The organism is Ruegeria sp. CDSA221 (assembly GCF_059611825.1).
In genome coordinates this window covers 50,562-77,435 of sequence record NZ_JBXWPK010000013.1, presented here as the reverse complement: position 1 = coordinate 77,435, position 26,874 = coordinate 50,562, and the positions used below count along the sequence as shown (strand labels likewise).

Genomic DNA, 26,874 nt, shown 5'->3' with positions numbered 1-26,874 from the left:
GGATGAGTGACCTTTTCGATACCGGGTCATCTGACCCTGCGCCGCCTGTACATCGCCCGCTGGCCGACAGATTGCGCCCGCAAACGCTGGCCGAGGTGATCGGGCAGGAACAGGTGTTGGGCCCGGATGCGCCTTTGGGCGTGATGCTGGCCTCGGGCAGTCTGTCGAGCCTGATATTCTGGGGGCCGCCCGGCGTCGGCAAGACCACGATCGCGCGGCTTCTAGCGCAAGAGACGGACCTGCATTTTGTGCAGATCAGTGCCATCTTTACTGGTGTACCCGACCTGAAGAAAGTGTTCGAAGCTGCGAAGATCCGGCGTCAGAACGGGCAGGGGACGTTGCTGTTTGTTGACGAAATCCATCGCTTCAACAAGGCGCAGCAGGACGGGTTTCTGCCGCATATGGAGGATGGTACGATCCTCCTGGTCGGGGCGACCACGGAAAATCCATCGTTCGAGCTGAACGCCGCTGTGCTCAGCCGAGCGCAGGTGTTGGTGTTGGAAAGGCTCAGCCCTGCCGATCTAGAACGCCTGACGCAACGCGCTGAGCAGGAACTGGACCGTGGGTTGCCACTGGACTCTGCGGCCCGTGGTGCGCTGCAGGAAATGGCCGATGGTGACGGACGTGCCCTGCTGAACCTGATCGAGCAGGTTGCCGCGTGGAAAGTTGAGGGCCCGCTGGACCTTGAAGCCCTGTCGACCCGGCTCATGCGCCGTGCCGCGAAATACGACAAATCTGGAGATGAGCATTACAACCTGATCTCGGCTCTGCATAAATCGGTGCGGGGGTCCGACCCCGATGCCGCCCTGTACTGGTTCGCGCGAATGCTGACGGGAGGCGAGGACCCAAGGTATTTGGCGCGCCGGATCACGCGAATGGCGGTCGAGGACATTGGTCTGGCTGATCCGCAGGCTCAGGCGATCTGTCTGCAGTCCTGGGAAACCTATGAGCGGCTGGGCAGTCCCGAAGGCGAGTTGGCTTTGGCGCAGGCGCTGGTCTATCTGGCTCTGGCGCCGAAATCGAACGGAGCCTATGTGGGCTACAAGGCAGCGATGCGTCTGGCCAAGCAATCAGGTAGTGAGCCGCCGCCCAAACATATTCTGAATGCACCAACCTCTTTGATGAAAGATCAGGGCTATGGTGCAGGCTATGCTTATGATCACGATGCCGAGGATGGGTTTTCCGGCCAGAACTACTTTCCCGAAACCATACCGCGCCCGGTTCTGTATCAACCGGTCGAACGCGGGTTCGAGCGAGAGCTGAAGAAACGGCTGGATTACTTTGCCAAGCTGCGTTCGCAACGGAAACCAGACTAGCCCGGCTTGACTCTTTGGCCGATGCGCGCGACAGACGCGCATGTTTTCTGGGACAATGTTTACAGCGTGGTCCGGGCGGGTCTGCCGCGCGGCGCAAGGGGCAATGGCATGAGTGGCGTGCAGATGATTACAGTTGCGGATGGGGATGGCGACCAGCGGGTGGACCGCTGGCTGCGGCGCCTGTTTCCGCATGTCAGCCAAGGGCGCATCGAAAAAATGTGCCGCAAGGGCGAACTGCGTGTGGATGGCGGACGGGCCAAGGCCTCGACCCGGCTTGAGGTCGGTCAGGTCGTGCGCGTGCCGCCCCTGCCCGATGCGGATCACAAGCCGGTCGAGGTCAAGCCGCGGATCACCGATGCGGATGTGAAGATGATGCAGTCTTGCGTGATCTATCGCGATGACCACGTGATCGCGCTGAACAAACCGCAAGGATTGCCGGTGCAAGGCGGCAGCGGCCAGACCCGCCATGTGGACGGCCTGTCCGAGGCGCTGCGCTTTGGATATGACGAAAACCCCCGATTGGTGCACCGACTGGACAAGGATACCTCGGGCGTGCTGTTGCTGGCCCGCACACGCGAGGCCGCCAAAGCACTGACCGCCGCTTTCCGTCACCGGGACACGCGCAAGATATATTGGGCTCTGGTCGCTGGGGTGCCGACCCCTTATCTGGGCGAGATCAAGACCGGTTTGGTCAAGGCCCCGGGCCATGGCAGCCAGGGCGAGGGCGAAAAGATGATCCCTGTCCATCTGAACGAAATCAACGACTCGCCAGGCGCGAAGCGGGCCCATACACTTTACGCTACGCTATACCGCGTGGCCGGACGCGCCGCCTGGGTCGCGATGGAGCCGATCACCGGCCGCACTCATCAGTTGCGTGCGCATATGGCAGCGATTGGGCATCCAATCATCGGGGATGGAAAATACGGCGGTTCGGGTCAAGAGAACCTTGGCGATGGCTGGGGTGCGCAGTTGGGCGGTGTGATCAGCAAAAAGCTGCACCTGCATGCGCGGCAGGCTTCGTTTCAGCACCCGGTGACGCGTAAGAAGATCACGGTCACCGCACCCTTGCCCGATCATATGAAACACAGCTGGGACACATTCGGATGGGCCGAAGACCTGGCTGCGGATGATCCGTTCGAGTCTCTGCAATGAGCAGACCCTTGCGTCTGGTACTATTTGATGTGGACGGTACCCTGGTCGATAGCCAGGGCAGCATTATAGCGGCCATGACCGCCAGCTTTGATGCCTTGTCTCTTCCGGTACCGGATAGGGCGGGGATCTTGTCCATAGTCGGATTATCTCTACCACAAGCCATGGCACAGTTGGTGCCCGAGTGTTCTGCTGTGGATCAGGCGCGGTTGGTAGAGGGCTATAAACAGGCCTATCACGCACATCGGCTGGAACAGGGAATGGCCAGTTCGCCGCTCTACCCCGGAGCCCGTGAGGTTATCGAGGCACTGCATGCAATCCCCGAGATGTTGCTGGGCGTGGCGACAGGCAAATCGCAACGTGGTCTGGATGCTTTGATCGAAGGTCACGGTCTGCAAGGCTATTTCGTGACCCGGCAGGTCGCAGATCACCACCCGTCAAAACCGCATCCTTCGATGATCGACACGGCTAGGGCCGAAACCGGCGTCGATGCGGTTGATACTGTCATGATCGGGGATACCCGATTCGACATGGATATGGCCGCCGCCGCCGCCGTCACGGGAATTGGCGTCACCTGGGGGTATCACGAACGGCCTGCCCTGGCCGCTGCCTCTCGTATTATCGAAACGTTTGACCAGTTGCCGGGCGCACTGGACGATATCTGGACCTGAAGACATGAGTGACTGGAAACCGAAACGATTTTGGACTGCATGTCAGGTGGTAGAGGCCGGTGGCGGATTTACGGTCGAATTGGACGGTCGTCGGGTCAAAACACCTGCGCGGGCCGGACTGATCCTGCCGACCTTGCCGATGGCTCAGGCCGTTGCGGCCGAATGGGACGCGCAGGAAGAACAGGTCGACCCAGGGACGATGCCCTACACGCGTTCGGCCAATGCAGCCATCGACAAGGTACAGATTCAGCACGCCGAAGTTGCAGACATGCTTGCCGATTATGGCGATTCGGATTTGCTGTGCTATCGCGCCGCCCACCCGCAAGAGTTGCAGCAGCGGCAAGCTGAACAGTGGGACCCGGTGTTGGACTGGGCCGCGGAAGCCATGTCGGTTCGCTTGCAGCCCGTCACAGGTATCCTGCATCAGCCGCAAGACGTGGCGGCGCTGGATCAGTTGCGCCGGCGAGTGCATGATTTCAACAACTTCCAACTGGCTGCCTTCCACGACCTGGTCAGCCTTTCGGGCTCGTTGATCCTTGGGTTTGCGGCCACTTCCGATTGGTGTGATGCGCAAGAGATCTGGCGGATTTCGCGGTTGGACGAGCTGTGGCAAATCGAACAATGGGGCCATGACGACGAGGCGCATGAAGCAGCCGAAGTCAAACGTTCTGCCTTTTTACACGCTAAACGCTTCTACGACGTCTCTGATTGATCTTAGATTTCTGAATTTTTACCGCTCTGATGGACATCTGTGAGTTGATCCATCGTTTTCCCTGATCCGACCCTTGACGTTTGTTTATGAATGCGACCAAACTCGTGCGCACTAAAGGGGAGACACCTTTGGGGAAACCTTTCTGGTACCTGAGGTGCCGGATAGAACCGTCCCTGAACGGGATGGACAATCAGGAAGAGGTAAAAATGAAAAAATCCGTAATCTTGGGCGCGGCCACAGTTGCCGGTCTGGCCGCAGGCGCAGCCATGGCGGGAACCGTGGACGACGTCAAGGCGCGCGGTAAGCTGAACTGCGGTGTGACCACCGGTCTGGTCGGCTTTGCCGCGCCCGACGCAAATGGTGAATGGCAGGGCTTTGACGTTTCGTTGTGCCGCGCCGTTGCCGCTGCGGTTCTGGGTGACGCAAGCGCCGTTGAATTCGTTCCGACCACAGGTAAGACACGCTTTACCGCGCTGGCTTCGGGCGAAATCGACATGCTGGCCCGGAACACCACCTGGACCTTCAGCCGCGACGTAGACCTGAAGTTCGAATTCGTCGGTGTAAACTATTACGACGGTCAGGGCTTTATGGTTCCCAAAGCGCTGGGCGTAAGCTCAGCCAAGGAACTGGACGGCGCGACTGTCTGCATCCAGACCGGCACCACCACCGAGCTGAACCTGGCGGATTTCTTCCGCTCGAACAACATCAGCTACGAGCCGGTTCCGATCGAAACCAACGCAGAAGCGCAGCAGCAGTATCTGGCTGGCGCATGTGACGTCTACACCACCGACGCATCGGGCCTGGCCGCAACGCGCGCCACGTTCGAAAACCCCGGTGATCACATCTTGCTGCCCGAAATCATCTCGAAAGAGCCGCTGGGCCCTCTGGTCCGTCATGGCGACCACGAGTGGGGCGACGTTGTTCGCTGGACACTGAACGCACTGGTTTCGGCTGAAGAGCTGGGTGTGACCTCGGCGAACATCGACGAGATGTCTGCTGGCACCGACAACCCCGAAGTGAACCGTCTGCTGGGCAGCGAAGGCACTCTGGGTGAGATGCTGGGTCTGGACGCACAGTGGGCAATGCGCGCTATCAAGGCGGGTGGTAACTATGGTGAGGTCTTTGCCAAGAACATCGGTGAAGAAACCCCAATCGGTCTGGCACGCGGCCTGAACGGTCAGTGGACCGATGGCGGCCTGCTGTACTCGCCGCCGTTCCGCTAATATCCATTGAAGAGGGCGCAGTTCATCCTGCGCCCTTTTTCAATCCATAAGAAACAGTCCCGGTTAGATTGAACAGAGATCAACTCTGTCTGCGAATAACGGGATGACACGGGGATATACATAGGTCATGTCGACTCTCACTGACCCGCCAAAGGAGCAGTTCCGGCTGTCCATGCTCCTTTACGATACGCGGTACCGATCTGCGACCATCCAGGTCATTGCAATGATCGGTTTCATGCTTTTGGCAGCCTGGATCATTTCCAACACCATTCAGAACCTCGAAGCACTTGGTAAACCCGTAGAATTCGGGTTCTTCGGCGAACCTGCAAGTTACGATATCAACCAACGCCTGCTGGAATACGATTCTCGAGACAGCCACTTGCGTGCTGGGCTTATCGGATTGCTAAACACACTTGTTGTTGCAGTTCTCGGCTGTATCACGGCGACGATTATCGGTGTTTTCGTTGGTGTATTACGGCTTTCAAACAACTGGTTGATAGCGCGGATCATGACTGTTTATGTCGAGATGTTCCGTAACGTGCCTGTGCTGCTTTGGATCGTTCTGGCTATGGCCATTCTGATCGAAGGTTTACCGGCACCCAATGCATTCCGAGGCGAAACCCCGACGGCCACGATGGATTTTTTCAACTCTGTCGCCGTCACCAATCGCGGCGTCTATATCCCAGAGCTCCTGTTTTCACGCAGTCTTGGCGATATCCACTTGTTTGGTGCGTCCAGCTTACGCTTCGACATTTCATTGGATCTGGTCGCCTTTCTGGTCGTTTTGGCGGGCAGCATTTTTGTGATGCGCAAAGTATCCGCTAATGCCGCTGCAAAACAGGAAGCAACTGGTGATCGCCCAACCATCTGGCACATTCAGTTGGGTATACTGTTTGTGCCGATGTTGATCCTGCTGACTGCGTTGGGATTCCATTTGGGATACCCGGAACTGAAAGGGTTCAACTTCAAAGGCGGCACCCATTTGCGGAACTCGCTTATCGCATTGTGGTTGGCCCTGTCCCTTTACACTGCAGCTTTCATCGCTGAGATCGTGCGGGCCGGAATTCTCGCCATTTCCAAGGGGCAGACCGAGGCCGCCGCCGCGCTGGGTATACGCCCGAGCCGGATTATGCGTCTGGTGATCCTGCCGCAAGCGTTGCGCGTGATCATCCCGCCAATGATCTCGAACTACCTGAACCTGACCAAGAACTCGTCTCTGGCGATTGCGGTGGGATATATGGATATCACAGGTACCTTGGGTGGCATCACCATGAACCAAACCGGCCGCGAGCTGGAATGCGTTCTACTGCTGATGCTGGTCTATCTGTGCATCTCGCTGAGCATCTCGGCAGTGATGAACTGGTACAACAATAGTGTCAAATTGGTGGAGCGGTAATATGAGTGATGTTTCATTTGTCCGCGCGGAAATGTTGCCGGAGAAAGCGCCACCAGCGTCCGAAGTGGGAATAGTAGGTTGGGTTAAGCACAACCTGTTTTCCGGCTGGTTCAATTCGATCCTGACGGTAGTTTCGCTCTATGCGATCTACTATGTGTTGTCGGGCGTTCTGCCATGGACGTTCCAATCCGTCTGGAATGCCAATTCACTGACTGAGTGCCGTGAGATCATGATGGCAACCTGGGGAGACACCCATGGTCATGCTTGCTGGGCTGTCATCAATGATCGCTGGCTGCAGCTGTTGTTCGGATTCTACCCGAGCCATCTGTACTGGCGGCCGATTCTGGCGCTTGTTCTGTTGCTGGTTGCTCTGGCACCAGTGCTGTATTCGGACCGTGTTCCGAGCAAGTTGCTGATCTTTAGCGCGATCTACCCCTTCCTGATGCCTTGGTTGATGTGGGGTGGTACCATCTGGGGGCCATTGTCGGCGGCACTTGGATTTGTTGCCGGCTGGGCCGTCTACACCGTCGTCAGCAAGCAACAAAGCGAATTGCTCGGGATGATCGGTGGTGCAGTGGCTGCGTTGATCTGGTGGCTGTTTCTATCGAGCCACTTCGTTGGTGCCATGGATTCGATCCTGCCGATCGGTATCGAAGCCGTGCAAAGTCGTCAGTTCGGTGGTTTCATGCTGGCGATCCTGCTGGGTGTTGTCGCCATCGGTGTCTCGCTGCCGATCGGTATCGTGTTGGCGCTGGGCCGTCAGTCGGACCTTCTTATCGTCAAATACATGTGTGTGGGCTTTATCGAGTTCATTCGCGGCGTGCCGCTGATCACGCTACTGTTCGTGGCCTCGCTGCTGTTGAATCTGTTCCTGCCACCAGGCACCAATTTTGACATCATCCTGCGGGTGATGATCATGATGACCCTGTTCTCAGCCGCCTATATGGCCGAAGTGATCCGGGGTGGCCTGGCTGCATTGCCACGCGGTCAGTACGAGGGCGCCGACAGTTTGGGCCTGAACTACTGGCAGGCACAGCGACTGATCATCATGCCACAAGCCCTGAAAATCTCAATTCCGGGCATCGTGAGCACATTCATCGGGATCTTCAAGGATACGGTTCTGGTGTCGATCATCGGACTGTTCGACGTGCTTGGCCTAGCCAACGCGATCCGCGCTGATACCGCTTGGAACGGCATCTACTGGGAACTGTTCGCTTTTATCGGCGCGCTGTTCTTCGTCGTCTGCTTCTCCATGTCCCGTTATTCCATGTATCTGGAGCGCAAGCTTCAGACTGGCCATCGTTAAGGAGTTCAACACATGTCTGAACTTGCAATAGACCGCGAAATCGACCGATCCAAGATGCAGGTGAGCGACGAGGTCGCCATCGAAATCAACAACATGAACAAGTGGTATGGGTCTTTCCATGTGCTGCGCGACATCAATTTGACCGTCAATCAGGGCGAGAGGATTGTTATCGCGGGGCCGTCAGGGTCGGGTAAGTCCACCCTGATCCGTTGTCTGAACGCGCTGGAGGAACACCAGCAAGGCACGATCATGGTGGATGGGACGGAACTGTCGAATGACCTGAAAAACATCGACAAGATCCGGTCCGAGGTCGGGATGGTGTTCCAGCACTTCAACCTCTTCCCGCATCTGACCATTCTGGAAAACTGTACGCTGGCCCCCATCTGGGTGCGCAAGACGCCCAGGAAAGAGGCTGAAGAGCGTGCGATGCACTTCCTAGAGAAGGTGAAAATCCCAGAACAGGCCGACAAGTATCCTGGTCAGCTTTCGGGTGGTCAGCAGCAGCGTGTGGCGATTGCCCGTTCGCTCTGCATGATGCCGCGGATCATGTTGTTCGATGAACCTACATCGGCGCTGGACCCTGAGATGATCAAAGAGGTGCTCGACACTATGATCGAGCTGGCCGAAGAAGGCATGACCATGCTTTGTGTGACCCACGAGATGGGTTTTGCCCGTCAGGTCGCCAACCGTGTGATCTTTATGGATGCCGGTCAGATTGTGGAACAAAACGAACCAGAAGAGTTCTTCAACAACCCACAAAGCGAGCGGACCAAGCTGTTCCTGAGCCAGATTTTGGGTCACTGATCCCGATCGGAAGAACCATGAAAGGCGGGGTTTTTGCCCCGCCTTTTTTATTCCGGCAACTCGCGTGGAATGACGAACCCCAAGACATCCCCACTGTGCCACCGAAGCGCGGCCCAGGAGTTGATCTCGAACTGTATGACTGTTGTTGCGCAGGTCGGGTAGTCATCGAAACGGCCGTGATCTGGCGCCTGCCGCACAAGCTGTCTGGCGAATTCAGAGATCCCGGGGTTGTGGCCCAGCATCAGCACGGTTTGGCCAGAAGCCTGCGACAGGGCCCGCATCATGAGATCGGAACCGGCCAGATACAGCGAACGTTCGAACTGGATCAGATCAGCCTGCAGCCCCATTCGATCCCACGTCTCGCGGGTTCTGAGGGCGGTAGAGCTGAGCACCTCATTCGGTAGCCAGCCATTCCTGAGTAGCCAGCCGGACACAGCAGGTGCGGAGCAGCGTCCACGTTTGTTCAGTGGCCGATCATGATCGCTGAGCGTCTGCTCATCCCAACTGGATTTGGCATGGCGGGTCAGGATCAGGGTGCGAGTCATGACGGGTGAAAAGACCTCATGTGGTGGGCGGATTGTTCTGGGTCCCGCCCGGCCCCGGGGCTGAGAGGGCAGGCCAGGCGCGCAAGGCAGCCACCGGTCATGCAGGTTTGGCCCTGCTCTGTGCTCAGATGCCCGTGGCAGGCCTCAACGTCATAGAAGCTGTGGGTGTTCAGGGCCCCGACTGGGCAGGTCTGAGCGCAAGGGGCATCGCATGTAACACAGGGCGATGAGTTATGGGCACCGGGAATCTCGAATTCCTCATCAAAATGCAGCGCGCCGCGATACGAGATCATCATACCGACCGTGTCATGCACCAAGGCGCCAACAGGGCTGCTGAATGTACGCCCCGATTTCAGCGCCCAGTCGATAAACGGCACATAGGGTGGGCCACCGAATGGGAAATAGGCTTGCGCCCCCAAATTCCGCGCCATCTGATTGACGGCGCGGTGCGACCACCGGTCAACAGGGTCGGGACCTTGCCATTCGGGGGCTGATTTCAAAACAGGCCAGAACGTGGGCCCTGCACCTAGCAGGATCAGAGTGCCGCTGTCCAATTGCTTGGCATTAGCGCGCCCAGGATGCAACGCACCCATCACGATAAGCCCAACCTCAGCTGCCGCGCTGTCGACACGTTGATAAATGTTCGGAGAAGGTGCGGTTTGTTCTGTCATGTCACCTCCGTCGCTGTCGATCAATCGGGTCGGATCAGCGACCCAGCCCCGTGTTCGGTGAACAGTTCCAGTAGCACCGCATTGGGCGCGCGCCCATCCAGAATGACTACGGCCCGCACCCCACTATGTAGTGCGTCCAGCGCCGTTTCGGTCTTGGGGATCATTCCGCCTGCGATGGTCCCGTCCAGGGTCATCTCGCGGATCTGACCGGCTTTTAGCTCGGTCACGACCTCTCCGGCAGCGTTCTTGACGCCTGATACGTCGGTCAGCAACAGCAGACGGTCTGCCTTCAAGGCCGAGGCGATGGCACCGGCGGCGGTGTCACCGTTGACGTTGAACGTCTCACCCTCGCGCCCGGCGCCCAGAGGCGCAATTACCGGGATCACGTCATGCGTAAACAGATCGTGCAGGATTTCGGGTTTCATCTCGGAAGGAGAGCCAACAAACCCCAGCGAGGCATCGGTTTGATCACAGATCATCAGGTTGGCGTCCTTGCCCGACAGGCCAACCGCAGTCCCTCCCTGTCCGTTGATGGCCTGAACAATGCGTTTGTTCACGAGGCCCGAGAGCACCATCTCGACCACTTCGACAGTTGCCTTGTCCGTCACACGCTTACCGTTCACGAAACCGGATTGGATATCGAGCTTGTCCAGCATCGCGTTGATCATGGGACCGCCGCCATGTACCACAACCGGGTTGATGCCCACTTGGCGCATCAGAACCACGTCACGGGCAAAGCTTTCCATCGCTTCATCGCTGCCCATGGCGTGCCCGCCCAGCTTGATGACGACAATGGCCCCGTCATAGCGCTGCAGATAGGGCAGTGCGCTGTTCAATGTGGCGGCGGTGGCGATCCAATCCCGGTTCATATCTCTTGTCTTCATGGCTAAGGTCCCTCTGGCCCACCGTGTTAGGGCCTTTGAAAGGTGCTGCCAAGGGCCAAGCTATTCCAGATGCGTGATGATCGAGCGCAACGTTGGGATACCATCCCCTTTTTCGGACGACGTCAGCACGATTTCGGGGAAAGCGGCGGGGTGTTTTGACAGGGCCGAGCGGACCTGGTTCAGAACCTTTTCGCGTTCATTGGCCTTGACCTTGTCTGCCTTGGTCAGCACGCATTGAAAGGTTACGGCACTGGTGTCCAGCAGCTTCATGATCTCGGCATCAACAGGCTTTACCCCATGGCGCGCGTCAACCAGGACAAAGGCCCGGCGCAGGGTCTGTCGGCCACTGAGATATTGTTTCAGCAACCGCTGCCACTTTTCCACCACCTTAACCGGCGCATTGGCATAGCCATAGCCGGGAAGGTCGACCAGATATAGCTCTGGGCCCTGGGTGAAAAAGTTGATTTCCTGCGTCCGACCCGGCGTGTTCGACGCGCGCGCCAACCCCTTGGTTCCGGTCAGCGCATTGATCAAACTGGACTTGCCAACATTTGAACGGCCTGCGAAACAGACCTCAAGCCGGTCGGGGTCGGGCAGCCCGCTCATGGCGACAACGCCTTTGACGAACTCGGACGGGCCTGCAAACAGCTTGCGCCCGCGCTCCAACGAGAATTCATCGGGATCTTGGGCCAGAGGGAAGGGTAGGGTGCTCATAACGGTATCACCTTGTCACCGACCGAGATTAGCCCGCCGCGGACCACTTCGGTATAGATGCCGAAATCCTGATGGCCCCAGCTGTTCAGCGCGCCCAAAGTGTCGGCATCGCGGTCGCCGGTATCCGGGTTCGCAGTGGTCGCCAAACAGCGCACAATCCGCTCGCGGACGCGGAACACGGCCTCACCGATTTGCAACTCGCGGTCGAGCCAGTCGAATTCTTCCCATAGGGGCAGGCCATCGAACCAGATGTTACCGCGCCAGCGTTTGATTGACAGGTCTTGCCCCAGTTTTTGTTCAACCGCCCGGTGAGAGGCCATGTTGCACAGGCTGATTGACGGGAAATCGCTGTCTGTCATCCCACGCCCTGGTATCCGAACGATCCGGGCAGATGCCGCCCTGTCCGCGGGCATCAGCGGGCGCACCCAATCCAGAAACACTTCCTGTTCCCGATCTGGGTCAAAGGTTAGATCGGGGCGATTGGGGTGGGTCAGGGTCAGCAGATTCGCGTCCAGATTGGCGGAAATGGCCATCAGGTTTGGGGCTTTTGACCCTCGGCTGAAATTGACGCAGGGTACCCATTTCGTGCCATCGGCTTTTGACGCTTCGTGCGCAACTGCCCAAACGCGATCCCCGGGCATTGTCTGCCCGGGGGTCACTGTCACGTTCTGCACGGCTTCGTGGCCGTGGCTTTTCATAGGATGCCGCCAAATATGGGTGACTTTAGCCGTCATTTGTCATCCGTCTTAGCGGCGCGCTTGAAACCGGATTTGATGTTGCCAAATACATCCGGTTTATAACCCTGGCTGCGCATGATCAGATACTGTTGGGTAAAGGTGATCGTGTTGTTCGCGATCCAGTACACCACAAGGCCGCTGGCAAACCCACCGAGCATGAACATGAAGACCCAGGGCATCCAGGCAAAGATCATTGCCTGTGTCGCGTCTGTTGGTGCCGGGTTCAGCTTTTGCTGCAGCCACATCGAAATCCCCAGCAACAGTGGCAGGATGCCGATGAAGATCAGCGCCATAAGGGTGTCAGGTTGCGGCCCGGCCCAAGGCAGCCAGCCGAAGAAGTTCATGATTGACGTGGGATCCGGTGCGCTGAGGTCCTGAAACGGGCCAAACCACGGTGCTTGACGCAGTTCGATGGTGACAAAGATCACCTTATACAGCGAGAAGAAGATCGGGATCTGCATCAGGATCGGCAAACAGCCCGCGGCGGGGTTAACCTTTTCCTTCTTGTACAGTTCCATCATACCTTGCTGCATTTTCTGACGATCGTCACCAGCGGCCTCCTTCAGGGCCTCCATCTGCGGCTGCAGTTCCTTCATCTTCGCCATCGAGACATAGGACTTGAACGCGAGCGGGAACAAGATCGCCTTGATGATCAGGGTCAGGCCGATGATCGACCAGCCCATGTTGCCGATCTGGGCGTTAATGTTGTGCAGCAGCCAGAAGATCGGCTTGGTCAGGAAATAGAACCAGCCCCAGTCGATGCTGTCGATGAACTTTTGAACGCCTTCGGCCTGATATTCACGAATGGTTTCCCATTCTTTGGCACCGGCAAACAGCTGGGTTGTGACCTCTTCAGTAGCCCCAGGTGCGACAAGCAATGTCGGCAGTACAGTTTCCGTCTGATAGATCTTGCGACGGGCATCATATTTGGCTGCTGCCTTGAAGGTCGTGCCCTCAGCCGGGATCAGGGTGGTCATCCAATAGTGATCAGTAAAGCCGACCCAGCCACCGTCTTTGACCTGAAAGACCTCGGCTTGCGCCCGTTCGTTCGGATCAATGTCAAAGTCGCGCACATCGCCGTAGTCGATTTCATCCAGAACACCGTCGGCCATGACCATCACGCCTTCATGCAGGATGAAGAAATTCTTAAGTCCGGGCAGGTCGCCATCTTCGCCGATGCCATGGCGGGCGAGGATGCCATATGGCGCCATGCCGACCTCGGCTTGTGTGTTGTTTTCCACCGCTTGTGTGACTTCGAACATATAGTTCTCGTCCACCGAGATGGTACGGCGGAAGGTCAGGCCATTGCCATTCTCCCACTTCAACGTAACTGGAGCGTTCACCCCAAGTGTTTCACCACTTTCGACCATCCAGACCGTGTTCGGCCCGGGTACGTCCGTGCCGGTGACACCAGCGCCAGGCGCCCATCCGTAGAGCGCATAATATGCAGATTCAGATCCGACCGGAGAGAACAGTTCGACAATCGGTGCGTCGTCCTGGATCGAGACTTTATAATCCTTCAGGTACAATTCATCGATGCGGCCACCGGACAACGACAGGCTGCCCTCAAGGCGGGGCGTGTCGATCTTGATCCGCGCGGCCTCGGACCCGGGCAGCGTTTCTTCTGCTCTCGCCGTGGCTTCGCCTACGGTACCCGCGCTAGAGGCGCTGGGGGTCTGAACCTCATCGCTTTCGATGGCGCTGATTTCAGCCTGATCAGTAATGGTGGTTTGCTCGGGCGGTGGAAACAGCACGAACCAAACCAGGATCACGACAAAGCTGAGCGCGGTTGCGAGGATGAGATTCTTGTTCTGATCGTCCATCTGGGACAGCCACCTTAAGCAGTGAAACACACCCGGTGGGTTCAACAGAGTGCAGCCCCAAAGGTCAAGCGGATTCGCCCGCCTTATGGTTCCAGATTGGGCTTTTGTGGTGAAAACCTGCGATCAAGAACCCGCTTGCCGTCCAATCTTGGGAATGCCTTTGACTTTGTTCTGATGGGCCGAGATCCAATCCATGGTCTTTTCGAACGGCATGGGCTTGCCAATGCCAAAGCCTTGAACGTGGTCACAACCTAGCTGTGCCATCAACGCGTGCTCACCGGTGGTTTCAACACCCTCGGCGAGTGTTTCCACATTCAACCTTTCGGCCATAGTCAGAATTGCACTGACCAATTGTTGTTGCGATGCATCACTGTCCGCCTTGGCCACAAAAGTTCGGTCTATCTTGATCCGCGTCACATCAAACCGTTTGATCGAGGCGATCGAGGCATGTCCAGTGCCAAAATCATCCAGATCGATACAACAGCCAAGTGCTGCAAGGCTGGTCACGTTGCGGGTAATCACATCGTCCGGACGTCGCGAAAACACGGTTTCCAGAATTTCGACAGCCAGTCGGTCGGGCGTCAGGTCGTTTTGGTCCATTTCCCATTTCAATCGGTCCAGCAGAGCGGGGTCTCGTAGCTCGTCCGAAGAAAAGTTGATTCCGATTCGTGGGACGTGAATCCCGTTCCGGCCCCAGTCGCACATCGCGGAGAATGCATGATGCCGCATCGTCTGGCCAAGCCTCTCCATCAGCTCGGCCTGTTCGGCAAAAGGCAGAAATATCTGTGGGTTCAAGATGCCTTTTTGCGGGTGCTCCCAGCGGGCCAGGGCTTCAAACCCCGTAACCCGCCCTGTATCTGTGGAAACCTGAGGCTGAAACCAGGGGCGGATTTGTCCGTTGTCCAGCGCAGCCTCGAACTCTTTGCGAAGGTTGGCCCTGATATTGGATCTACGGCGGGTTTCGTTTGAAAAGGCGCGGATCGTTGAGGGCCCATTACGCTGAGCTTCGCATAGCGCAGCAGATGCGGCGTCAATCCAATTTTCAAACCCGGATCCGCGAACTGCGGATTGCAGGCAAAAACCGATTGAACACGAGACATAGGCAGTGGTGCTGTTTAGGGTGATCGGCTCTTCAACGGCGGATTGGATGCGGCCCGACATTTGAATACAGGCTTCGAGATCGAGATGCTGTGACGGGCGCAGGCCGATGGCTATTTTGCACTCGTCTAATCGTGTTGCAATATCGCCGGTTCGAATGACCGAGAAGATGCGGTCACAAAATTGGCTGGACAGATGGGTCGCGGCCGCATTTCCGTGCAGGTCAACAAATTCTGTGAACCCGTCTAAGGCTATGATCATACAAGCCGATCCCATGTTATTGTGATCGGTACGGTCAAAGAAGTTTTCAAGTTCGGCGGCAAACTTATCCGTTGGCGCGAGTCTTCCGTGATGGTGCAGTGGAGAGATGCGTGCAGTTTGCGTGCGTCTGACTGAGGCGAAGGCGACGATCAGCAACGGAAGGCTTAGTGCCACAACGACAAGCGCACGTTCTCCACCGATCCAGAAAGCCGCAAGCGAAATGGCGGGAGCAAAGGCCAGCACCGGCGGGCCACTCAGATACGTGGTGAGAGTATCGAGAAATTGATCAACGGAAACAGATTTCCTCATCGGTTCGTCTTCGCCTTTACCCTGAGCATCTTGCGCTCAGGTCAAACCGTAGAAAATCAGTCTGAGTCACTCGTTAACGCAGCTGTGGAATATCATCCGTTTTTTCAGTTTTTTCGCTCGAATTGATGGAAAGATTAACAAAATCAAACAATTTCGGGTCCAAAAGGTGCGAAGGGCGCGCATTGGTTAAGGCGCGGAACATCACTTGCCGCCGTCCGGGGCTGTTTTTTTCCCACTGATCGAGAATCTGTTTGACCTGTTGGCGTTGTAACCCGTCCTGGCTGCCGCACAGGTCACAAGGAATGATCGGGTAGTTCATCGCATTGGCAAATTTCTCGCAATCCGCCTCGGCGACATGGGCAAGGGGGCGAAAGACGAACAGGTCGCCTTCTTCGTTCACCAGCTTTGGCGGCATCGTTGCTAGACGGCCGCCGTGGAACAGGTTCATGAAAAACGTCTCAAGGATGTCGTCACGGTGATGACCCAGCACCACGGCCGAGCAGCCCTCTTCCCGCGCGATGCGGTACAGGTTGCCCCGGCGCAGGCGCGAACATAGCGCGCAAAAGGTGCGGCCTTGGGGAACCTTGTCCATGACGACCGAGTAAGTGTCCTGATATTCGATGCGGTGCGGTACACCCATGCGTTCCAGAAACTCGGGTAGGACGGTAGCGGGAAAACCCGGTTGGCCCTGATCCAGATTGCAAGCCAGCAGATCGACCGGTAGTAGGCCGCGCCATTTCAGCTCGTACAGAACCGCTAGCAAGGTATAGCTGTCCTTACCGCCTGACAGGCAGACCAACCAACGGGGTGGTTTGCCGTCTTTCTCATGCGCGGACGGGTCCACCATGCCATAGTGTTCGATGGCTTCGCGGGTGTGGCGCACGATGCGTTTGCGCAGCTTCTTGAATTCGGTGGTCGAAGGCGCGCCGGCAAACAGCGGATGGATATCGTCAGCTTCGTCAAACATGCGCTGCCCCTACAGCAGATGGCGTATCCGGGCAAGTGTGCGGGTCAGCCCAACCGCGCAAGCAGGGCACCAGTGTCCAGCCCGGACACCGAACCGGGGATGCGGCCATTGTTACATGTCAGCCGAGACGCCACAAATCCATCAGCGACCGGCTCGGGCGCTTGGCGTATCAGTTGAGAGGCCGTCAGCAGCAAGGCAGTGCGCTCCGCAAACCAGCGCGCCTCGGCTTCGGGTGGGATATTGGTCCAGCGGGCGCGGTGGTCCCTCAGCGCCGCATCATAGTGGCGGTTCACTCCGGTTGCCGCCTCAAGCTCGGCCTGCAGGACCTGGGCGGCCAAGGGGTCGCGCGCCAGGGTGCGCAGGATATCCAGACAGATCACATTGCCCGAACCTTCCCAGATGCCGTTCAAAGGGGCTTCACGGTAGAGCAGGGGCAGGGGGGTGTCCTCGACATAGCCCATGCCGCCCAACACCTCCATGGCTTCGACCACGACGGCTGGACAGCGTTTGTTGTTGAGGAATTTGGCGAGTGCAACAGCGATGCGGGAAAAGGCTTTATCCTCGGGTGTATGACCGTCAAAAGCCTGCGCCACACGCATTCCCAGTGTCAGCGCCCCCTCCCAGTCCAGCACGAGATCGGCCAGAACGATGCGCATCAGGGGTTGGTCAATCAACCGGCGCTGAAAGGCGCTGCGATGGCTGACCCAGTAATGCGCTTCGCTGAGGGCCGCCCGCATCAGACCTGCCGGGGCCATTGCAGTGTCGAGCCGTGTGTGATGCACCATCTCCAGGATTGTGCGCACACCCGCGCCCTCATCGCCAAGCTGATAGGCCAGCGCATCATGGTATTCAATCTCGGCCGAGGCGTTGGACCGATTGCCCAGCTTGTTCTTCAGCCGCATCAGGTGGATTGCGTTGCGTTCGTCGTCCAGCCAGCGGGGCACAAGGAAACAGGTCAGACCGCCGGGGGTCTGGGCAAGTGTCAGGAAACCGTCGGACATCGGGGCCGAGCAGAACCATTTATGCCCGCGCAACCGCCAGTGATCTCCGTCGCGTGTGGCCGTCGTGGTATTGGCGCGAATGTCCGAGCCGCCCTGTTTCTCAGTCATCGCCATACCCAGCGTGGCGCTTTTTTTGGAGGCGATAGGAGCGATAGAGGAATCGTGGTTCCATTCTGTCAATCTGGGAACCCAGATCGAGGCAATCTCTTCATTCGCCGCAAGTGCTGGAACGGCGGCGTAAGTCATGGTCAGCGGGCAGCAATGTCCGGGTTCGACCTGACTGGCAAGGTAGACCATGGCGGCGTGGGTTGCGTGACCATTCGGTAGGTCAGACCAGGCAACGGCTGCGTATCCGGATGATTGACTGAGTTGCATCAGGTGATGGTATGAATGAGTGAAACGCACTTCATCCAGGCGGCGTCCACCTTGGTCAAACAGAACAAGTTCTGGGGAGTGGAAATTGGCCTCGCGCGCCATGTCTCTCACTGCAGCACGCCCAAGGTCTGCACCATAGTTGCGAAGAATAGAGCTTCGCGCGCCTGCCACATTTTGCAGTACTGGGTCAGAGGCCCAAAGGTCTAAATCTGCTCGCACAGGCGGCTGGTTCAGAACGTCATGCGTGGATAGGGAATGGCGCGCGTCAGATGTCATCTGGCCCTCGAATTGAACAGCACAACTGTTCAGCGAAGGTGCGCTCCGGTCAAGTCCGACGACGGGTCAGGAGTGATCTTCACGGTCCGGAACCGGATCATACCCGTCACCACCCAAAGGGTGGCAGCGTCCGATCCGTCGCGCGGCCAGCCATGTGCCTTTGATGGCACCGTGTTTTTCCAGTGCCTCCAACGCATAGGCCGAGCATGTAGGCTGATAGCGGCAGTTGAACCCGACCCAAGGGCTGAACAGCAACCGGTACGCCCGAATGGGTAAGGCAAGGATATGCGAGAGCAATGTCATTTTCGCGCAGCATGCACTTTACGCAGAGCATAGCGCAAATCATCCAGCAGCGCCGCATAGGGGCGTCCGTCTGTGACATCGGCGCGACCGATCAGCACGTAATCCCAGCCGTCCTGCCCCTTCTCAGGCAGTACCGCGCGCGCAGCTTCGCGCAGGCGTCGCTTGGCCCGGTTGCGAGCCACGGCATTGCCGACCTTTTTGGAACAGGTGAAGCCGACGCGAATCCCGTCCGCCTCGCCCTCGGCGCGTTTGCGCGCCTGCACCATCATTGATGATGTGCCCTGCCGACGCGCACGCGCAGCGTTCAGGAATTCGGATCGTTTCCTGAGAATGGTCAAAGTTTCGGATGCGCAAACGGACGCCGCCGGGGGCGTATCCCCAGGTTGGTTCTTACCATCCTCAGGGGCCTCCGGCGGCGTCATGTTCATAACCTGATCGGTGAGCGGTTTATGCGCTCAGCGACTTGCGGCCACGTGCGCGGCGCGAGTTCAGGATCTTGCGGCCGGCCTTGGTGGCCATGCGCGCGCGGAAACCGTGGCGGCGTTTGCGAACCAGGTTCGAAGGCTGATAGGTGCGTTTCATCGCTCCGTCTCCAATCTATTCGGTCGGGTGCAGCGCGGATTCGCCTGCCCGTGGTGTTCGAAGCCCGTCCTCTACTGCCAAGCGGGGGGTAAGTCAAACCCCTTGGTGGGGGTTTTGCAGCCTTTTGCAACAATTCTATAATCCCGCGCGTTAAAAGATTTCAAAAATACGGATTTTAGGCACAAAACCCTCACATTCACTGTCGAAAAGATCAAGGCAGCGTGAGGCCCCTGTTGCCCGGGCGCGTGACGTCGCATGTTGAGGCCGGAATGAGACGCACAAAACCGGACACCATTATGAGCGATACAACTCAGGCCCCGCGCAGCGGGCTTGCGCGACATATTCCTTTGCTGGTGATTCTTGCCGTAGCCGCTGTGGGTTACTTTACACTGGGTGAATACCTGACTTTTGAAACCCTGCGCGACAACCGAGAGGCCCTTTTGGGTTGGCGTGATGCCAATTACTGGGCAATGGCAGGTGCGTTCATAGCGATTTACATTGCCATCGTTGCGTTCTCGCTGCCCGGCGCTGCGGTGGCATCGATGACCGGAGGGTTCCTGTTTGGCCTTTTCGCAGGCACGGTCTTCAACATTTTTGCAGCAACCATCGGCGCCTCGGTGATCTTTCTGGCGGCGCGCTGGGGGTTGGGGGCGTCCTTGACGGCGCGTCTTGAGGCCTCGGAAGGCACGATCAAAAAGCTGAAGGACGGCCTGCGCGAGAATGAGATCTCGGTCCTGTTCCTGCTGCGCCTTGTCCCGGTGGTTCCGTTCTTTGTGGCCAATCTGGTGCCGGCGCTGGTGGGGGTGAAGTTCCGCAACTTTCTGTTCACCACGGCGCTGGGCATCATTCCCGGTGGCATCGTTTATACTTGGATCGGCGTCGGACTGGGCGGTGTATTTGACCGAGGTGAAACGCCGGATGTCTCACTGCTGTGGGAGCCGTTTGTCATCGGCCCCATCATCGGCTTGTGTGTGCTGGCGGCTCTGCCCATTCTGATCAAAACGCTGCGCGGCCAAAAGGACAGCTGATCATGCAAGAACTGAAATCCGATATCCTGGTGATCGGGGCCGGGTCAGGTGGGCTGTCGGTCGCCGCGGGGGCGAGCCAGATGGGTGCGGATGTGATCCTGCTGGAAGGTCACAAGATGGGCGGGGATTGTCTGAATTTCGGCTGCGTCCCGTCCAAGGCACTGATTGCCAGCGGCAAGGCCGCCTATTGGCAGGCGCATGCCTCGGCGCTGGGTGTGGCGGATGTGGTGCCACAGGTGGATTACGCCGCCGCCAAAGATCACGTGCATGATGTGATTGCGCAGATCGAGCCGATGGACAGCCAAGAGCGGTTCGAAAGCTTTGGTGTCAAGGTGATCCGGGAATATGGCAGCTTTGTCTCTCCGACACAGGTTCAGGCGGGGGATCACCTGATCACCGCGCGGCGGGTTGTGATTGCAACAGGTTCATCCCCCTTGGTCCCGCCGATACCCGGTTTGGACAAGGTGCCGTATTATACCAACGAGACCGTCTTCGACTTGCGCGACAAGCCCGATCATCTGCTGATCATCGGCGGCGGCCCCATCGGTATGGAGATGGCGCAGGCGCATATTCGGCTCGGTTGCAAGGTCACAGTCATCGAAGGGCAAAAGGCGCTGGGCAAGGATGACCCCGAGGCGGCAGAGGTCGTGCTGGACAGTTTGCGCGCCGAGGGCGTTGCGATCCATGAACAGGCGATGGTGGCACAGATTCGCGGCTCCGATGGCGCGGTTGAAGTGGTGACCGAGAACGGCGAGATCTTCTCGGGCACGCATCTGCTGTTGGCTGCGGGGCGAAAGGCCAATACCGACCGCCTCAACCTTGCCGCTGCCGGGATCGAGCCCATCCGAACCGGCATCAAGGTCGACGACACCCTGCGCACCACGAACCGCAGGGTCTATGCGATCGGAGATGTCGCGGGTGGGCTGCAATTCACTCATGTGGCGGGCTATCACGCGGGGATTATCATTCGTTCGGCGCTGTTTGGGCTGCCCTCCAAGGCGAAAACCGCACATATCCCCTGGGCGACCTACACCGACCCCGAGCTGGCGCAGGTTGGCCTGACCGAGGTGCAGGCGCGCGCCGAGCATGGCGATAAGATGGAAATTGCGCGGTTTGACTATCACCACAACGACCGCGCCATTTCCGAGCGTAAAACGAATGGTTTCATCAAGGTCATGGTCGTCAAAGGCCGACCTGTGGGTGCCACAATTGTTGGCCATCAGGCGGGTGAGCTGATCAACTTGTGGTCGCTGGCGCTGGCCAATAATCTGAAGATGGGGCAGGTTGCCGCCATGGTTTCGCCCTATCCGACGATTGGAGAGCTTAACAAACGGGTGGCGGGCGCTTATTTCTCTCCAAGGCTGTTTGAGAATCAAACGGTTAAACGCGTAGTCAGGTTCGTCCAGCGCTGGATGCCCTGACCTGGAAGGGAGAGCAATGTGAACTCGCTGTCAGGCCGATTTCTGATCCTGACGACGGTCTTCGTGATGTTGGCCGAGGTTCTGATTTTTGTCCCTTCGATTGCGCGATTCCGCGAAGATTTCCTGCTGAACCGGCTGGAGCGCGCTCAGATCGCATCGCTCGCTTTGTTGGCCGATGATATGCTGGCCGAGGACCTTGAGGCTGAACTGCTGGCCAATGCGGGCGTCTATAACGTGGTTCTGCGGCGAGACGAGATGCGCCAGTTGATGCTGTCCTCTCCTATTCCAGGGCAGATCAGCAAGACCTATGACCTGCGTGACGCGCGACCATGGGTTTTGATCCGGGATGCTGTCGTGCGGTTGTTCACGCCGGAAAATGAAGTCATCCGGGTAATTGGCGAGCCTGTGAAAGGCGCAGGTCTGCTGATTGAGGTGACGACTGACAGCATGCCTTTGCGTATGGCGATGACGGATTATGGGTTACGCATTCTGGGCCTGTCATTTGTGATTTCGATCATCACGGCTTTTTTCCTGTTTCTTGCGGTTCGGGTGGTTCTGGTAAAGCCCATCAAAAGCGTTGTCGGATATATGCAGCGCTATGCCAGCGCCCCCGAAGATGCCCGTGGAATCATCTCACCGGATTCCAAAGTGACCGAGCTGCGCGAGGCCGAAGAGGCGCTGAAACAGTTGCAAACCGAACTGACCCAGGCCCTGAAACAGCGCGAGCGTCTGGCGCAGCTGGGCGGGGCTGTGGCCAAGGTAAGCCACGATCTGCGCAACATTCTGACCTCGGCCCAGCTGTTTACCGACCGGATCGAATCCAGCGAAGACCCGTTGGTGCGTCGCATGGCCCCTAAGCTGGTGAACTCGATCACCCGAGCGGTAACCCTGTGCGAAAGCACATTGGCATTTGGCCGCGCTGAAGAACCTGCACCGTCGCTTACTTTGATTCCGCTCCGCATTGTGGCCGAGGATGTGGTTGCTAGCGAGAAACTTGCCGTTGCCGATGCCTGTGTCGAGATCATCAATGATGTGCCGGAAGAGTTGGTCGTACGAGCTGATCCTGAACAGATTTTCCGTGTCATGATGAACCTCGTTCGAAATGCTCGTCAGGCGCTGGTTGCATCAGGAAAGCCCGGTCGGATCACCCTGTCCGGGCAAGAGCAGGACGCCAACTGGTGTATTCAGATCAGCGACACAGGGCCGGGCCTGCCGGCCAAAGCGCGTGAAAATCTGTTCACACCCTTTCAGGGTGGCGTCCGCAAAGGCGGGTCGGGTCTGGGCTTGGCGATCTCACAGGAACTGTTGCGGGGCCATGGGGGTGACCTTGTTCTGACCGAGACAGGGTCAACAGGTACCACCTTTGAAATTCGCCTCCCGCGGGGCGATGGGGCTTTTTGAATTATTTTTACAGAATCAACTTGCACGTCCCGAATACCGGGTCTACATAGCGCCTCACCAACGCGGACCGATAGCTCAGCTGGATAGAGTACTTGACTACGAATCAAGGGGTCGGGGGTTCGAATCCTCCTCGGTCCGCCACTTGGCCTCCCAACATATTGAAGTTGTTGTGAGAAAATTGCAGGTGCGTCGCATACCTGCCAAAGTACCAACCAAAGAAAACGCCCTTAACAAGCAACACGGCGACGCATAAGATTTTGCAGTGCATCTGCCTTTTGCTGATCCCCGCGCATAACGCAATGGATCAATGCACGTCCCCAAAGCGAAGTTTCGAACTCATCGCAGATGGTCTTTATCCGGCTAATTAGGCCAAAGTCGACAATACAGGATTCGTTGTTGTCGCTTCTGGGGGTACGGCCATAGTTATCAAGACCGGCGCTTAGGATTTTATCGTCGCGGCGCAAAGCGCAAATCATTAGCCCGAATGTTGCGAAATTCTCGCCATCAAGCTCTTTGACTAGTTCAGTGAATTCCTCCTTGCGATTGGGAGTCATGATGTCACCTTGCGTAGGTTCACGCTGTCCAGTCTGTTCTCCAGGGTATCAGCCATTTCAGCCATAACTTTCAAAATGGTTGTCACACCCCCAGCATGGACTCCTTCGTTGTCCAGCACAGAGGCAGTCTCGATCAGACTAGACAGGTCGGTTGCTATGCGCTGGCAGTCATCAAGGTATGTGAACAAATCTTCTGTTTTCGCGCTAGCGCGTTCATTGGTCATTGCTATGCTCTCCAAATGTGATAATGTTCTAAAAAGAACATAGGACTGTGTTCTAATTAGAACAAGAGAAAAATGGCGACAGCGGATCAGATCAGAGCAGCACGAGCACTCTTAGGGTTATCGCAAACACAAATTGCAAACGCGGCAGGGGTGTCCAGCATGACTGTAAAGCGGGCAGAGGGATCAGGAAGCCCATACCCTGCAGACAAGGCGGTTCAGGCAATCCGTGCTGCCCTCGAAGCGGCCGGTGTGGAATTCATAGCTGAGAATGGCGGCGGTGCCGGGGTGAGGTTGAAGAAATGATTGAAGCCATCGACACCATCATAGAATCGAACTTTGTTCGAGCGGTAATACTACTTGTCGTTGGCGTGTTGGTTCAGCGATTTCTTACCGCAAAGGGAAAACTCGTTTGGGGTCTTTCACATGCACACTACTATCAAATGCCTCGGCTCGATAACGATGGAAGCTTTCCTGTTAAAACTCAACAAATTTGGTTTCAAAATCTTGGCCGTGCAGCGGTGAATGACATGGAAATTGTCTTGAACTGGAAGCCTCAGCACTTGGAAATTTGGGGGCCGCGTCACTACGAAGTCGGCAACCTGCCTGACGGGCGTTACACCTTAAGGTTCCCAAACTTGGCGGGTCGAGAGTTTTTCACACTGTCCATGATTGACACTTTTTCAGACTTACCTAGCGTTATAAGCGTCAGATCTGCGGATGGGCTTGGGAAGCAAATCGAAATGGGCCCGCAACGTTTGTTTCCGAGATGGGTATTATTTTTGTTCACTACCGCAGCGATTGTTGGGGCGACAACAGTAGCACTTTTGTTGGTTCAGGGAGCTCTAAGTATCCCCGATCTAGCAACCTTAGTGACTGATACAAGGGCTGTTAAACCAACACCGTAAGTCACCCCCAACCGGACTTTTCGTCAAAGGATAAAAGGGGGCCGCGCCTTGTCGGGGTTTACCCACTCGCCGACTAATGGGGTTGCTTTAGCGGGCACTTGAAGCCGCAGGCGCAACCAAACCTATCCAGGTGCGGAAAGTATCAAGAGGTCTGCTGCGTCCTGAAAGTATCGTTCCAGGCTTTCCGCTTCATGTAGCGTTACCGCGCCAACCTGAAAGTCTCGGGCCATAATTGCGATTTGTTCAGCACAGGCCGCAGCCTCTTTGCACTTCTCAATCGCCTCACCCATCGTTGTTACCTTTGACAGATCAAGCTCAAGGTATTCGGCAACATCCTCTCGAACGTGAACCAAAGATTCCATGCACTCCTCAACAATGCGCTCGTGAAAGGGAGTCATACTGGAATCCCTCGCCTGCGCGCCAGAGCAACGGATGCCACGGCGCGCTTATCTACGGTTGGACCGTATTCCTCCAAAGCGCGGCGGATCTCATCGCCAACACCGGCTTGCGCGCCTCTGGCGTCAATGGACCAGTTGTTTACCGTTCCACCACCGCCCGACAGCATACGGTCCGTTCTTGCGGCATTCATAACTTGTGATCCACGTGGCAGATTTACGAGTTCCGGGCCTTGTTCGCCCACCATCGCGAGACCGCCTTTGGAATAGGTTGTACCAGCAGCGTGGGCAGGAATGCCTAGCAGGCCCGTCAACAGGCCGCCCTCACCGCCCAAAAGACCCGAGATAGCAGACTGCAGAAGCACACTAGCAAGTTGCTGTAGAAGACCGGCTAGCGCGTCCTCAACGCTGGAAGCGCCCGTGATGATTGAGGCAAAGGTGTTTGCGAATGATTGCTCAAGCGTTTGGGCTGCTGCGCTGATCCCGCTTACACCGTCCTGAAGTGCGCCCAATGCCCGATCGCGCACCTCCTCGGTTACGATCTCGGGGAACTGCTTATGCAGATCGTTGATGCGCTGCACCTCGGCGGCGTATTTCTCTGCCTCTGTACGAGTGTTTTGGAAAAGCGCCTGCGCCTCGTTTAGACCATCAGGAAGGCGGGCAGATGATCGTGTTGCTTTCTTGGGTTTCGACTCACGGACCGGCGGCAATTCAATTCCACCATCAGGCCCGAAAACGCCTGGCAGCATAGTCGTGGCAGCAGTCGTTACATTAGCCAGCTCTGCAGAGGCGTCTTGTGAGACCTTCAAGGCCCGCGACATGGTCGCGAAAGCATGGGCAGCAGATTGGGCGATATTGACGAAAGCACTGTCCAGCCGTGCGCCTTCTTCCACAGCAGATGAAAGGGCAAGAGAAATCTGTCGTACAGCCTCTGCCGCTTCCTCTGGGCCTTTGGCATTGCGCATTGCGTCCAAGGCATCGGTGATCCGGTAGACCTGTGCGGCGGTCAGCCCGAATTCTTCATGAAGCCGGTTGAAGGTTTCATTCATCTCCGCTTCAAGCGCCGCAAGTTCTGAGGGCAGTAGGTCAGAGAAACCATCTGATAGATCGTCCTGCGCCCGCAAAAACTCTCGCCGTGCATCTGCAAAGCTGCGCAAGTCGGTTTCCAGTTCGGCCAATTCATCGCCCGCAGCCATGACCGCCTCTTGTACAGAGTTCATGGCGCGCTGCTGATTGACTTGCACCAACGCAAGGTAGACCTCACGAACCGCAGCGGCGTTTTCGCCATAGGTCTGCCGCAGCTCGTCCATCGTCATCATGCCGATTTTTGCGGTGGCTTCCATATCGCCAAGCGCCTTGTCCATGTCGGTCACAATGTCAGAAAGGTCTCGCCCCTCTTTGCCCATAGCAAGAAATGCCGCTGCGACAGGCAGCCCCAATGCCGCGACAGTTCCAAGCAATGGACCAACTAGACCCAGTGCACCGCCAAGCGCGCCAAATCCACCGAACAACTGCGGCAACTGCTGGCCAAGGGCTCGACTTGCACTTGTGCCGCTGCCCATCTGGACTGCGATATCCCCGATCTGGTTGGCTGTGTTTTGCAGTACAAATCGGCCACGCCCGGAAATGTTGGTAAGACGCTGTAAACCAGTTGCCGCGCGGTTTGCATTGGCAGCGATGTTCTTTCCGCTGCGCTTCCACGCATCCTCGGCACCTTGAGCACCAGATACGGCGGCCTTGCGCCCCGCCTCCATCTGGCGCTCAAACTTCCGTAGGCTGGCCTCGATGCGAACAACAAGCGCGTCGTTCAGTTCTTGTGCCAT

At 57.3% G+C, this 26,874-nt stretch carries 29 protein-coding genes and 1 tRNA gene; 14 read left to right on the top strand and 16 right to left on the bottom strand.

The genetic code is table 11. From position 1 onward, the window contains the following. The first annotated feature begins 2 nt into the window (after positions 1-2). The 8 genes from AC2FJ5_RS17165 (at position 3) to AC2FJ5_RS17130 (ending at position 8,577) form a co-directional block, all read left to right on the top strand. Positions 3-1,316 (top strand): replication-associated recombination protein A, encoded by a 1,314-nt coding sequence (locus AC2FJ5_RS17165; protein WP_496794127.1) that lies wholly within the window; start codon positions 3-5, stop codon positions 1,314-1,316. Between the two features lie 108 nt (positions 1,317-1,424). After that, positions 1,425-2,468, top strand: coding sequence for an RluA family pseudouridine synthase (locus AC2FJ5_RS17160; protein WP_496794135.1), 1,044 nt, complete (start codon positions 1,425-1,427; stop codon positions 2,466-2,468). Further along, positions 2,465-3,136 carry an HAD-IA family hydrolase gene (locus tag AC2FJ5_RS17155; protein WP_496729460.1) on the top strand — a complete coding sequence of 224 codons (672 nt, stop codon included), beginning with the start codon at positions 2,465-2,467 and terminating at the stop codon, positions 3,134-3,136. The genes AC2FJ5_RS17160 and AC2FJ5_RS17155 overlap by 4 nt, the downstream gene beginning before the upstream one ends. 4 nt (positions 3,137-3,140) lie before the next feature. Then, entirely contained in the window at positions 3,141-3,848 is a 708-nt protein-coding gene (locus AC2FJ5_RS17150) for an ATP12 family chaperone protein (RefSeq protein WP_496729462.1), read from the top strand. Positions 3,849-4,054: 206 nt separating this feature from the next. Beyond that, positions 4,055-5,071 carry an amino acid ABC transporter substrate-binding protein gene (locus AC2FJ5_RS17145; protein WP_142639749.1) on the top strand — a complete coding sequence of 339 codons (1,017 nt, stop codon included), beginning with the start codon at positions 4,055-4,057 and terminating at the stop codon, positions 5,069-5,071. Positions 5,072-5,198: 127 nt separating this feature from the next. Continuing rightward, positions 5,199-6,467 (top strand): amino acid ABC transporter permease, encoded by a 1,269-nt coding sequence (locus tag AC2FJ5_RS17140; protein WP_496691910.1) that lies wholly within the window; start codon positions 5,199-5,201, stop codon positions 6,465-6,467. A 1-nt stretch (position 6,468) separates the two neighbouring features. Next, positions 6,469-7,773, top strand: a complete 1,305-nt coding sequence (locus AC2FJ5_RS17135; RefSeq protein WP_496794126.1) for an amino acid ABC transporter permease — start codon at positions 6,469-6,471, stop codon at positions 7,771-7,773. A 12-nt stretch (positions 7,774-7,785) separates the two neighbouring features. Then, positions 7,786-8,577 carry an amino acid ABC transporter ATP-binding protein gene (locus AC2FJ5_RS17130; protein WP_142639743.1) on the top strand — a complete coding sequence of 264 codons (792 nt, stop codon included), beginning with the start codon at positions 7,786-7,788 and terminating at the stop codon, positions 8,575-8,577. Positions 8,578-8,624: 47 nt separating this feature from the next. Here the strand turns inward: AC2FJ5_RS17130 and AC2FJ5_RS17125 are convergent, their stop codons facing one another. The 12 genes from AC2FJ5_RS17125 to rpmH form a co-directional block, all read right to left on the bottom strand. Next, complete coding sequence (locus AC2FJ5_RS17125; RefSeq protein ID WP_496786471.1) at positions 8,625-9,122, bottom strand: SixA phosphatase family protein; 498 nt, start codon at positions 9,120-9,122, stop codon at positions 8,625-8,627. After that, positions 9,119-9,793, bottom strand: coding sequence for a ferredoxin (locus AC2FJ5_RS17120; RefSeq protein WP_496794125.1), 675 nt, complete (start codon positions 9,791-9,793; stop codon positions 9,119-9,121). The genes AC2FJ5_RS17125 and AC2FJ5_RS17120 overlap by 4 nt, the downstream gene beginning before the upstream one ends. A gap of 20 nt (positions 9,794-9,813) precedes the next feature. Continuing rightward, a complete protein-coding gene (gene argB / locus AC2FJ5_RS17115; RefSeq protein WP_496699206.1) occupies positions 9,814-10,677 on the bottom strand; it encodes an acetylglutamate kinase in 864 nt (287 codons plus the stop codon). A gap of 60 nt (positions 10,678-10,737) precedes the next feature. Further along, positions 10,738-11,391 (bottom strand): ribosome biogenesis GTP-binding protein YihA/YsxC, encoded by a 654-nt coding sequence (gene yihA, locus AC2FJ5_RS17110; protein WP_142639735.1) that lies wholly within the window; start codon positions 11,389-11,391, stop codon positions 10,738-10,740. Continuing rightward, on the bottom strand, positions 11,388-12,125 hold the full coding sequence (locus tag AC2FJ5_RS17105; RefSeq protein WP_496794123.1) for an MOSC domain-containing protein: 738 nt from the start codon (positions 12,123-12,125) through the stop codon (positions 11,388-11,390). The genes yihA and AC2FJ5_RS17105 overlap by 4 nt, the downstream gene beginning before the upstream one ends. Then, positions 12,122-13,951 carry a membrane protein insertase YidC gene (gene yidC / locus AC2FJ5_RS17100; protein ID WP_496794122.1) on the bottom strand — a complete coding sequence of 610 codons (1,830 nt, stop codon included), beginning with the start codon at positions 13,949-13,951 and terminating at the stop codon, positions 12,122-12,124. Before yidC ends, AC2FJ5_RS17105 begins: the two co-directional genes overlap by 4 nt. Positions 13,952-14,074: 123 nt before the next feature. Beyond that, complete coding sequence (locus AC2FJ5_RS17095) at positions 14,075-15,619, bottom strand: putative bifunctional diguanylate cyclase/phosphodiesterase (protein ID WP_496794120.1); 1,545 nt, start codon at positions 15,617-15,619, stop codon at positions 14,075-14,077. Between the two features lie 73 nt (positions 15,620-15,692). Continuing rightward, complete coding sequence (gene ttcA, locus AC2FJ5_RS17090) at positions 15,693-16,586, bottom strand: tRNA 2-thiocytidine(32) synthetase TtcA (protein ID WP_142639727.1); 894 nt, start codon at positions 16,584-16,586, stop codon at positions 15,693-15,695. A 44-nt stretch (positions 16,587-16,630) separates the two neighbouring features. Then, positions 16,631-18,238 (bottom strand): acyl-CoA dehydrogenase family protein, encoded by a 1,608-nt coding sequence (locus AC2FJ5_RS17085; RefSeq protein WP_496794119.1) that lies wholly within the window; start codon positions 18,236-18,238, stop codon positions 16,631-16,633. 66 nt (positions 18,239-18,304) lie between these two features. Next, positions 18,305-18,541 carry a membrane protein insertion efficiency factor YidD gene (gene yidD, locus AC2FJ5_RS17080; RefSeq protein ID WP_496694398.1) on the bottom strand — a complete coding sequence of 79 codons (237 nt, stop codon included), beginning with the start codon at positions 18,539-18,541 and terminating at the stop codon, positions 18,305-18,307. Continuing rightward, a complete protein-coding gene (rnpA, locus tag AC2FJ5_RS17075; protein WP_496699220.1) occupies positions 18,538-18,963 on the bottom strand; it encodes a ribonuclease P protein component in 426 nt (141 codons plus the stop codon). The genes yidD and rnpA overlap by 4 nt, the downstream gene beginning before the upstream one ends. Positions 18,964-18,988: 25 nt before the next feature. Further along, a complete protein-coding gene (rpmH, locus tag AC2FJ5_RS17070) occupies positions 18,989-19,123 on the bottom strand; it encodes a 50S ribosomal protein L34 (RefSeq protein WP_005632162.1) in 135 nt (44 codons plus the stop codon). 296 nt (positions 19,124-19,419) lie between these two features. Here rpmH and AC2FJ5_RS17065 point away from each other — a divergent pair, with 296 nt between their 5' ends. The 4 genes from AC2FJ5_RS17065 (at position 19,420) to AC2FJ5_RS17050 (ending at position 23,114) form a co-directional block, all read left to right on the top strand. Further along, entirely contained in the window at positions 19,420-20,151 is a 732-nt protein-coding gene (locus AC2FJ5_RS17065; protein WP_271952047.1) for a TVP38/TMEM64 family protein, read from the top strand. A gap of 2 nt (positions 20,152-20,153) precedes the next feature. After that, positions 20,154-21,572, top strand: coding sequence for a dihydrolipoyl dehydrogenase family protein (locus AC2FJ5_RS17060; RefSeq protein WP_496794118.1), 1,419 nt, complete (start codon positions 20,154-20,156; stop codon positions 21,570-21,572). Positions 21,573-21,590: 18 nt separating this feature from the next. Next, positions 21,591-22,973: an ATP-binding protein gene (locus tag AC2FJ5_RS17055; RefSeq protein ID WP_496708986.1), complete on the top strand. Its 1,383-nt coding sequence runs from the start codon at positions 21,591-21,593 to the stop codon at positions 22,971-22,973. A 64-nt stretch (positions 22,974-23,037) separates the two neighbouring features. Next, positions 23,038-23,114, top strand: a tRNA-Arg gene (locus tag AC2FJ5_RS17050). Positions 23,115-23,200: 86 nt separating this feature from the next. Here the strand turns inward: AC2FJ5_RS17050 and AC2FJ5_RS17045 are convergent. Together AC2FJ5_RS17045 and AC2FJ5_RS17040 are read right to left on the bottom strand one after the other, a co-directional pair. Further along, positions 23,201-23,527, bottom strand: a complete 327-nt coding sequence (locus tag AC2FJ5_RS17045; protein WP_496691923.1) for a hypothetical protein — start codon at positions 23,525-23,527, stop codon at positions 23,201-23,203. Next, positions 23,524-23,751, bottom strand: coding sequence for a hypothetical protein (locus AC2FJ5_RS17040; protein WP_496691924.1), 228 nt, complete (start codon positions 23,749-23,751; stop codon positions 23,524-23,526). Before AC2FJ5_RS17040 ends, AC2FJ5_RS17045 begins: the two co-directional genes overlap by 4 nt. A 159-nt stretch (positions 23,752-23,910) precedes the next feature. Between AC2FJ5_RS17040 and AC2FJ5_RS17035 the strand changes: the two genes are divergently transcribed. Both AC2FJ5_RS17035 and AC2FJ5_RS17030 read left to right on the top strand, forming a co-directional pair. Then, entirely contained in the window at positions 23,911-24,054 is a 144-nt protein-coding gene (locus tag AC2FJ5_RS17035; RefSeq protein ID WP_496691925.1) for a hypothetical protein, read from the top strand. Next, positions 24,051-24,656 (top strand): hypothetical protein, encoded by a 606-nt coding sequence (locus tag AC2FJ5_RS17030; protein ID WP_496691926.1) that lies wholly within the window; start codon positions 24,051-24,053, stop codon positions 24,654-24,656. The genes AC2FJ5_RS17035 and AC2FJ5_RS17030 overlap by 4 nt, the downstream gene beginning before the upstream one ends. A 122-nt stretch (positions 24,657-24,778) precedes the next feature. On the opposite strand, the gene AC2FJ5_RS17025 is transcribed toward AC2FJ5_RS17030, so the two are convergent. Together AC2FJ5_RS17025 and AC2FJ5_RS17020 are read right to left on the bottom strand one after the other, a co-directional pair. Then, positions 24,779-25,054 (bottom strand): hypothetical protein, encoded by a 276-nt coding sequence (locus AC2FJ5_RS17025; RefSeq protein WP_496691927.1) that lies wholly within the window; start codon positions 25,052-25,054, stop codon positions 24,779-24,781. After that, positions 25,051-26,874 (bottom strand): hypothetical protein, encoded by a 1,824-nt coding sequence (locus AC2FJ5_RS17020; protein ID WP_496691928.1) that lies wholly within the window; start codon positions 26,872-26,874, stop codon positions 25,051-25,053. The genes AC2FJ5_RS17025 and AC2FJ5_RS17020 overlap by 4 nt, the downstream gene beginning before the upstream one ends.

Coding starts and splice junctions, on each gene's coding strand:
- AC2FJ5_RS17165 (WP_496794127.1), top strand. CDS start 3: ATGAGTGACCTTTTCGATACCGGGTCATCTGACCCTGCGCCGCCTGTA.
- AC2FJ5_RS17160 (WP_496794135.1), top strand. CDS start 1,425: ATGAGTGGCGTGCAGATGATTACAGTTGCGGATGGGGATGGCGACCAG.
- AC2FJ5_RS17155 (WP_496729460.1), top strand. CDS start 2,465: ATGAGCAGACCCTTGCGTCTGGTACTATTTGATGTGGACGGTACCCTG.
- AC2FJ5_RS17150 (WP_496729462.1), top strand. CDS start 3,141: ATGAGTGACTGGAAACCGAAACGATTTTGGACTGCATGTCAGGTGGTA.
- AC2FJ5_RS17145 (WP_142639749.1), top strand. CDS start 4,055: ATGAAAAAATCCGTAATCTTGGGCGCGGCCACAGTTGCCGGTCTGGCC.
- AC2FJ5_RS17140 (WP_496691910.1), top strand. CDS start 5,199: ATGTCGACTCTCACTGACCCGCCAAAGGAGCAGTTCCGGCTGTCCATG.
- AC2FJ5_RS17135 (WP_496794126.1), top strand. CDS start 6,469: ATGAGTGATGTTTCATTTGTCCGCGCGGAAATGTTGCCGGAGAAAGCG.
- AC2FJ5_RS17130 (WP_142639743.1), top strand. CDS start 7,786: ATGTCTGAACTTGCAATAGACCGCGAAATCGACCGATCCAAGATGCAG.
- AC2FJ5_RS17125 (WP_496786471.1), bottom strand. CDS start 9,122: ATGACTCGCACCCTGATCCTGACCCGCCATGCCAAATCCAGTTGGGAT.
- AC2FJ5_RS17120 (WP_496794125.1), bottom strand. CDS start 9,793: ATGACAGAACAAACCGCACCTTCTCCGAACATTTATCAACGTGTCGAC.
- argB (WP_496699206.1), bottom strand. CDS start 10,677: ATGAAGACAAGAGATATGAACCGGGATTGGATCGCCACCGCCGCCACA.
- yihA (WP_142639735.1), bottom strand. CDS start 11,391: ATGAGCACCCTACCCTTCCCTCTGGCCCAAGATCCCGATGAATTCTCG.
- AC2FJ5_RS17105 (WP_496794123.1), bottom strand. CDS start 12,125: ATGACGGCTAAAGTCACCCATATTTGGCGGCATCCTATGAAAAGCCAC.
- yidC (WP_496794122.1), bottom strand. CDS start 13,951: ATGGACGATCAGAACAAGAATCTCATCCTCGCAACCGCGCTCAGCTTT.
- AC2FJ5_RS17095 (WP_496794120.1), bottom strand. CDS start 15,619: ATGAGGAAATCTGTTTCCGTTGATCAATTTCTCGATACTCTCACCACG.
- ttcA (WP_142639727.1), bottom strand. CDS start 16,586: ATGTTTGACGAAGCTGACGATATCCATCCGCTGTTTGCCGGCGCGCCT.
- AC2FJ5_RS17085 (WP_496794119.1), bottom strand. CDS start 18,238: ATGACATCTGACGCGCGCCATTCCCTATCCACGCATGACGTTCTGAAC.
- yidD (WP_496694398.1), bottom strand. CDS start 18,541: ATGACATTGCTCTCGCATATCCTTGCCTTACCCATTCGGGCGTACCGG.
- rnpA (WP_496699220.1), bottom strand. CDS start 18,963: ATGACGCCGCCGGAGGCCCCTGAGGATGGTAAGAACCAACCTGGGGAT.
- rpmH (WP_005632162.1), bottom strand. CDS start 19,123: ATGAAACGCACCTATCAGCCTTCGAACCTGGTTCGCAAACGCCGCCAC.
- AC2FJ5_RS17065 (WP_271952047.1), top strand. CDS start 19,420: ATGAGCGATACAACTCAGGCCCCGCGCAGCGGGCTTGCGCGACATATT.
- AC2FJ5_RS17060 (WP_496794118.1), top strand. CDS start 20,154: ATGCAAGAACTGAAATCCGATATCCTGGTGATCGGGGCCGGGTCAGGT.
- AC2FJ5_RS17045 (WP_496691923.1), bottom strand. CDS start 23,527: ATGACTCCCAATCGCAAGGAGGAATTCACTGAACTAGTCAAAGAGCTT.
- AC2FJ5_RS17040 (WP_496691924.1), bottom strand. CDS start 23,751: ATGACCAATGAACGCGCTAGCGCGAAAACAGAAGATTTGTTCACATAC.
- AC2FJ5_RS17035 (WP_496691925.1), top strand. CDS start 23,911: ATGACTGTAAAGCGGGCAGAGGGATCAGGAAGCCCATACCCTGCAGAC.
- AC2FJ5_RS17030 (WP_496691926.1), top strand. CDS start 24,051: ATGATTGAAGCCATCGACACCATCATAGAATCGAACTTTGTTCGAGCG.
- AC2FJ5_RS17025 (WP_496691927.1), bottom strand. CDS start 25,054: ATGACTCCCTTTCACGAGCGCATTGTTGAGGAGTGCATGGAATCTTTG.
- AC2FJ5_RS17020 (WP_496691928.1), bottom strand. CDS start 26,874: ATGGCACAAGAACTGAACGACGCGCTTGTTGTTCGCATCGAGGCCAGC.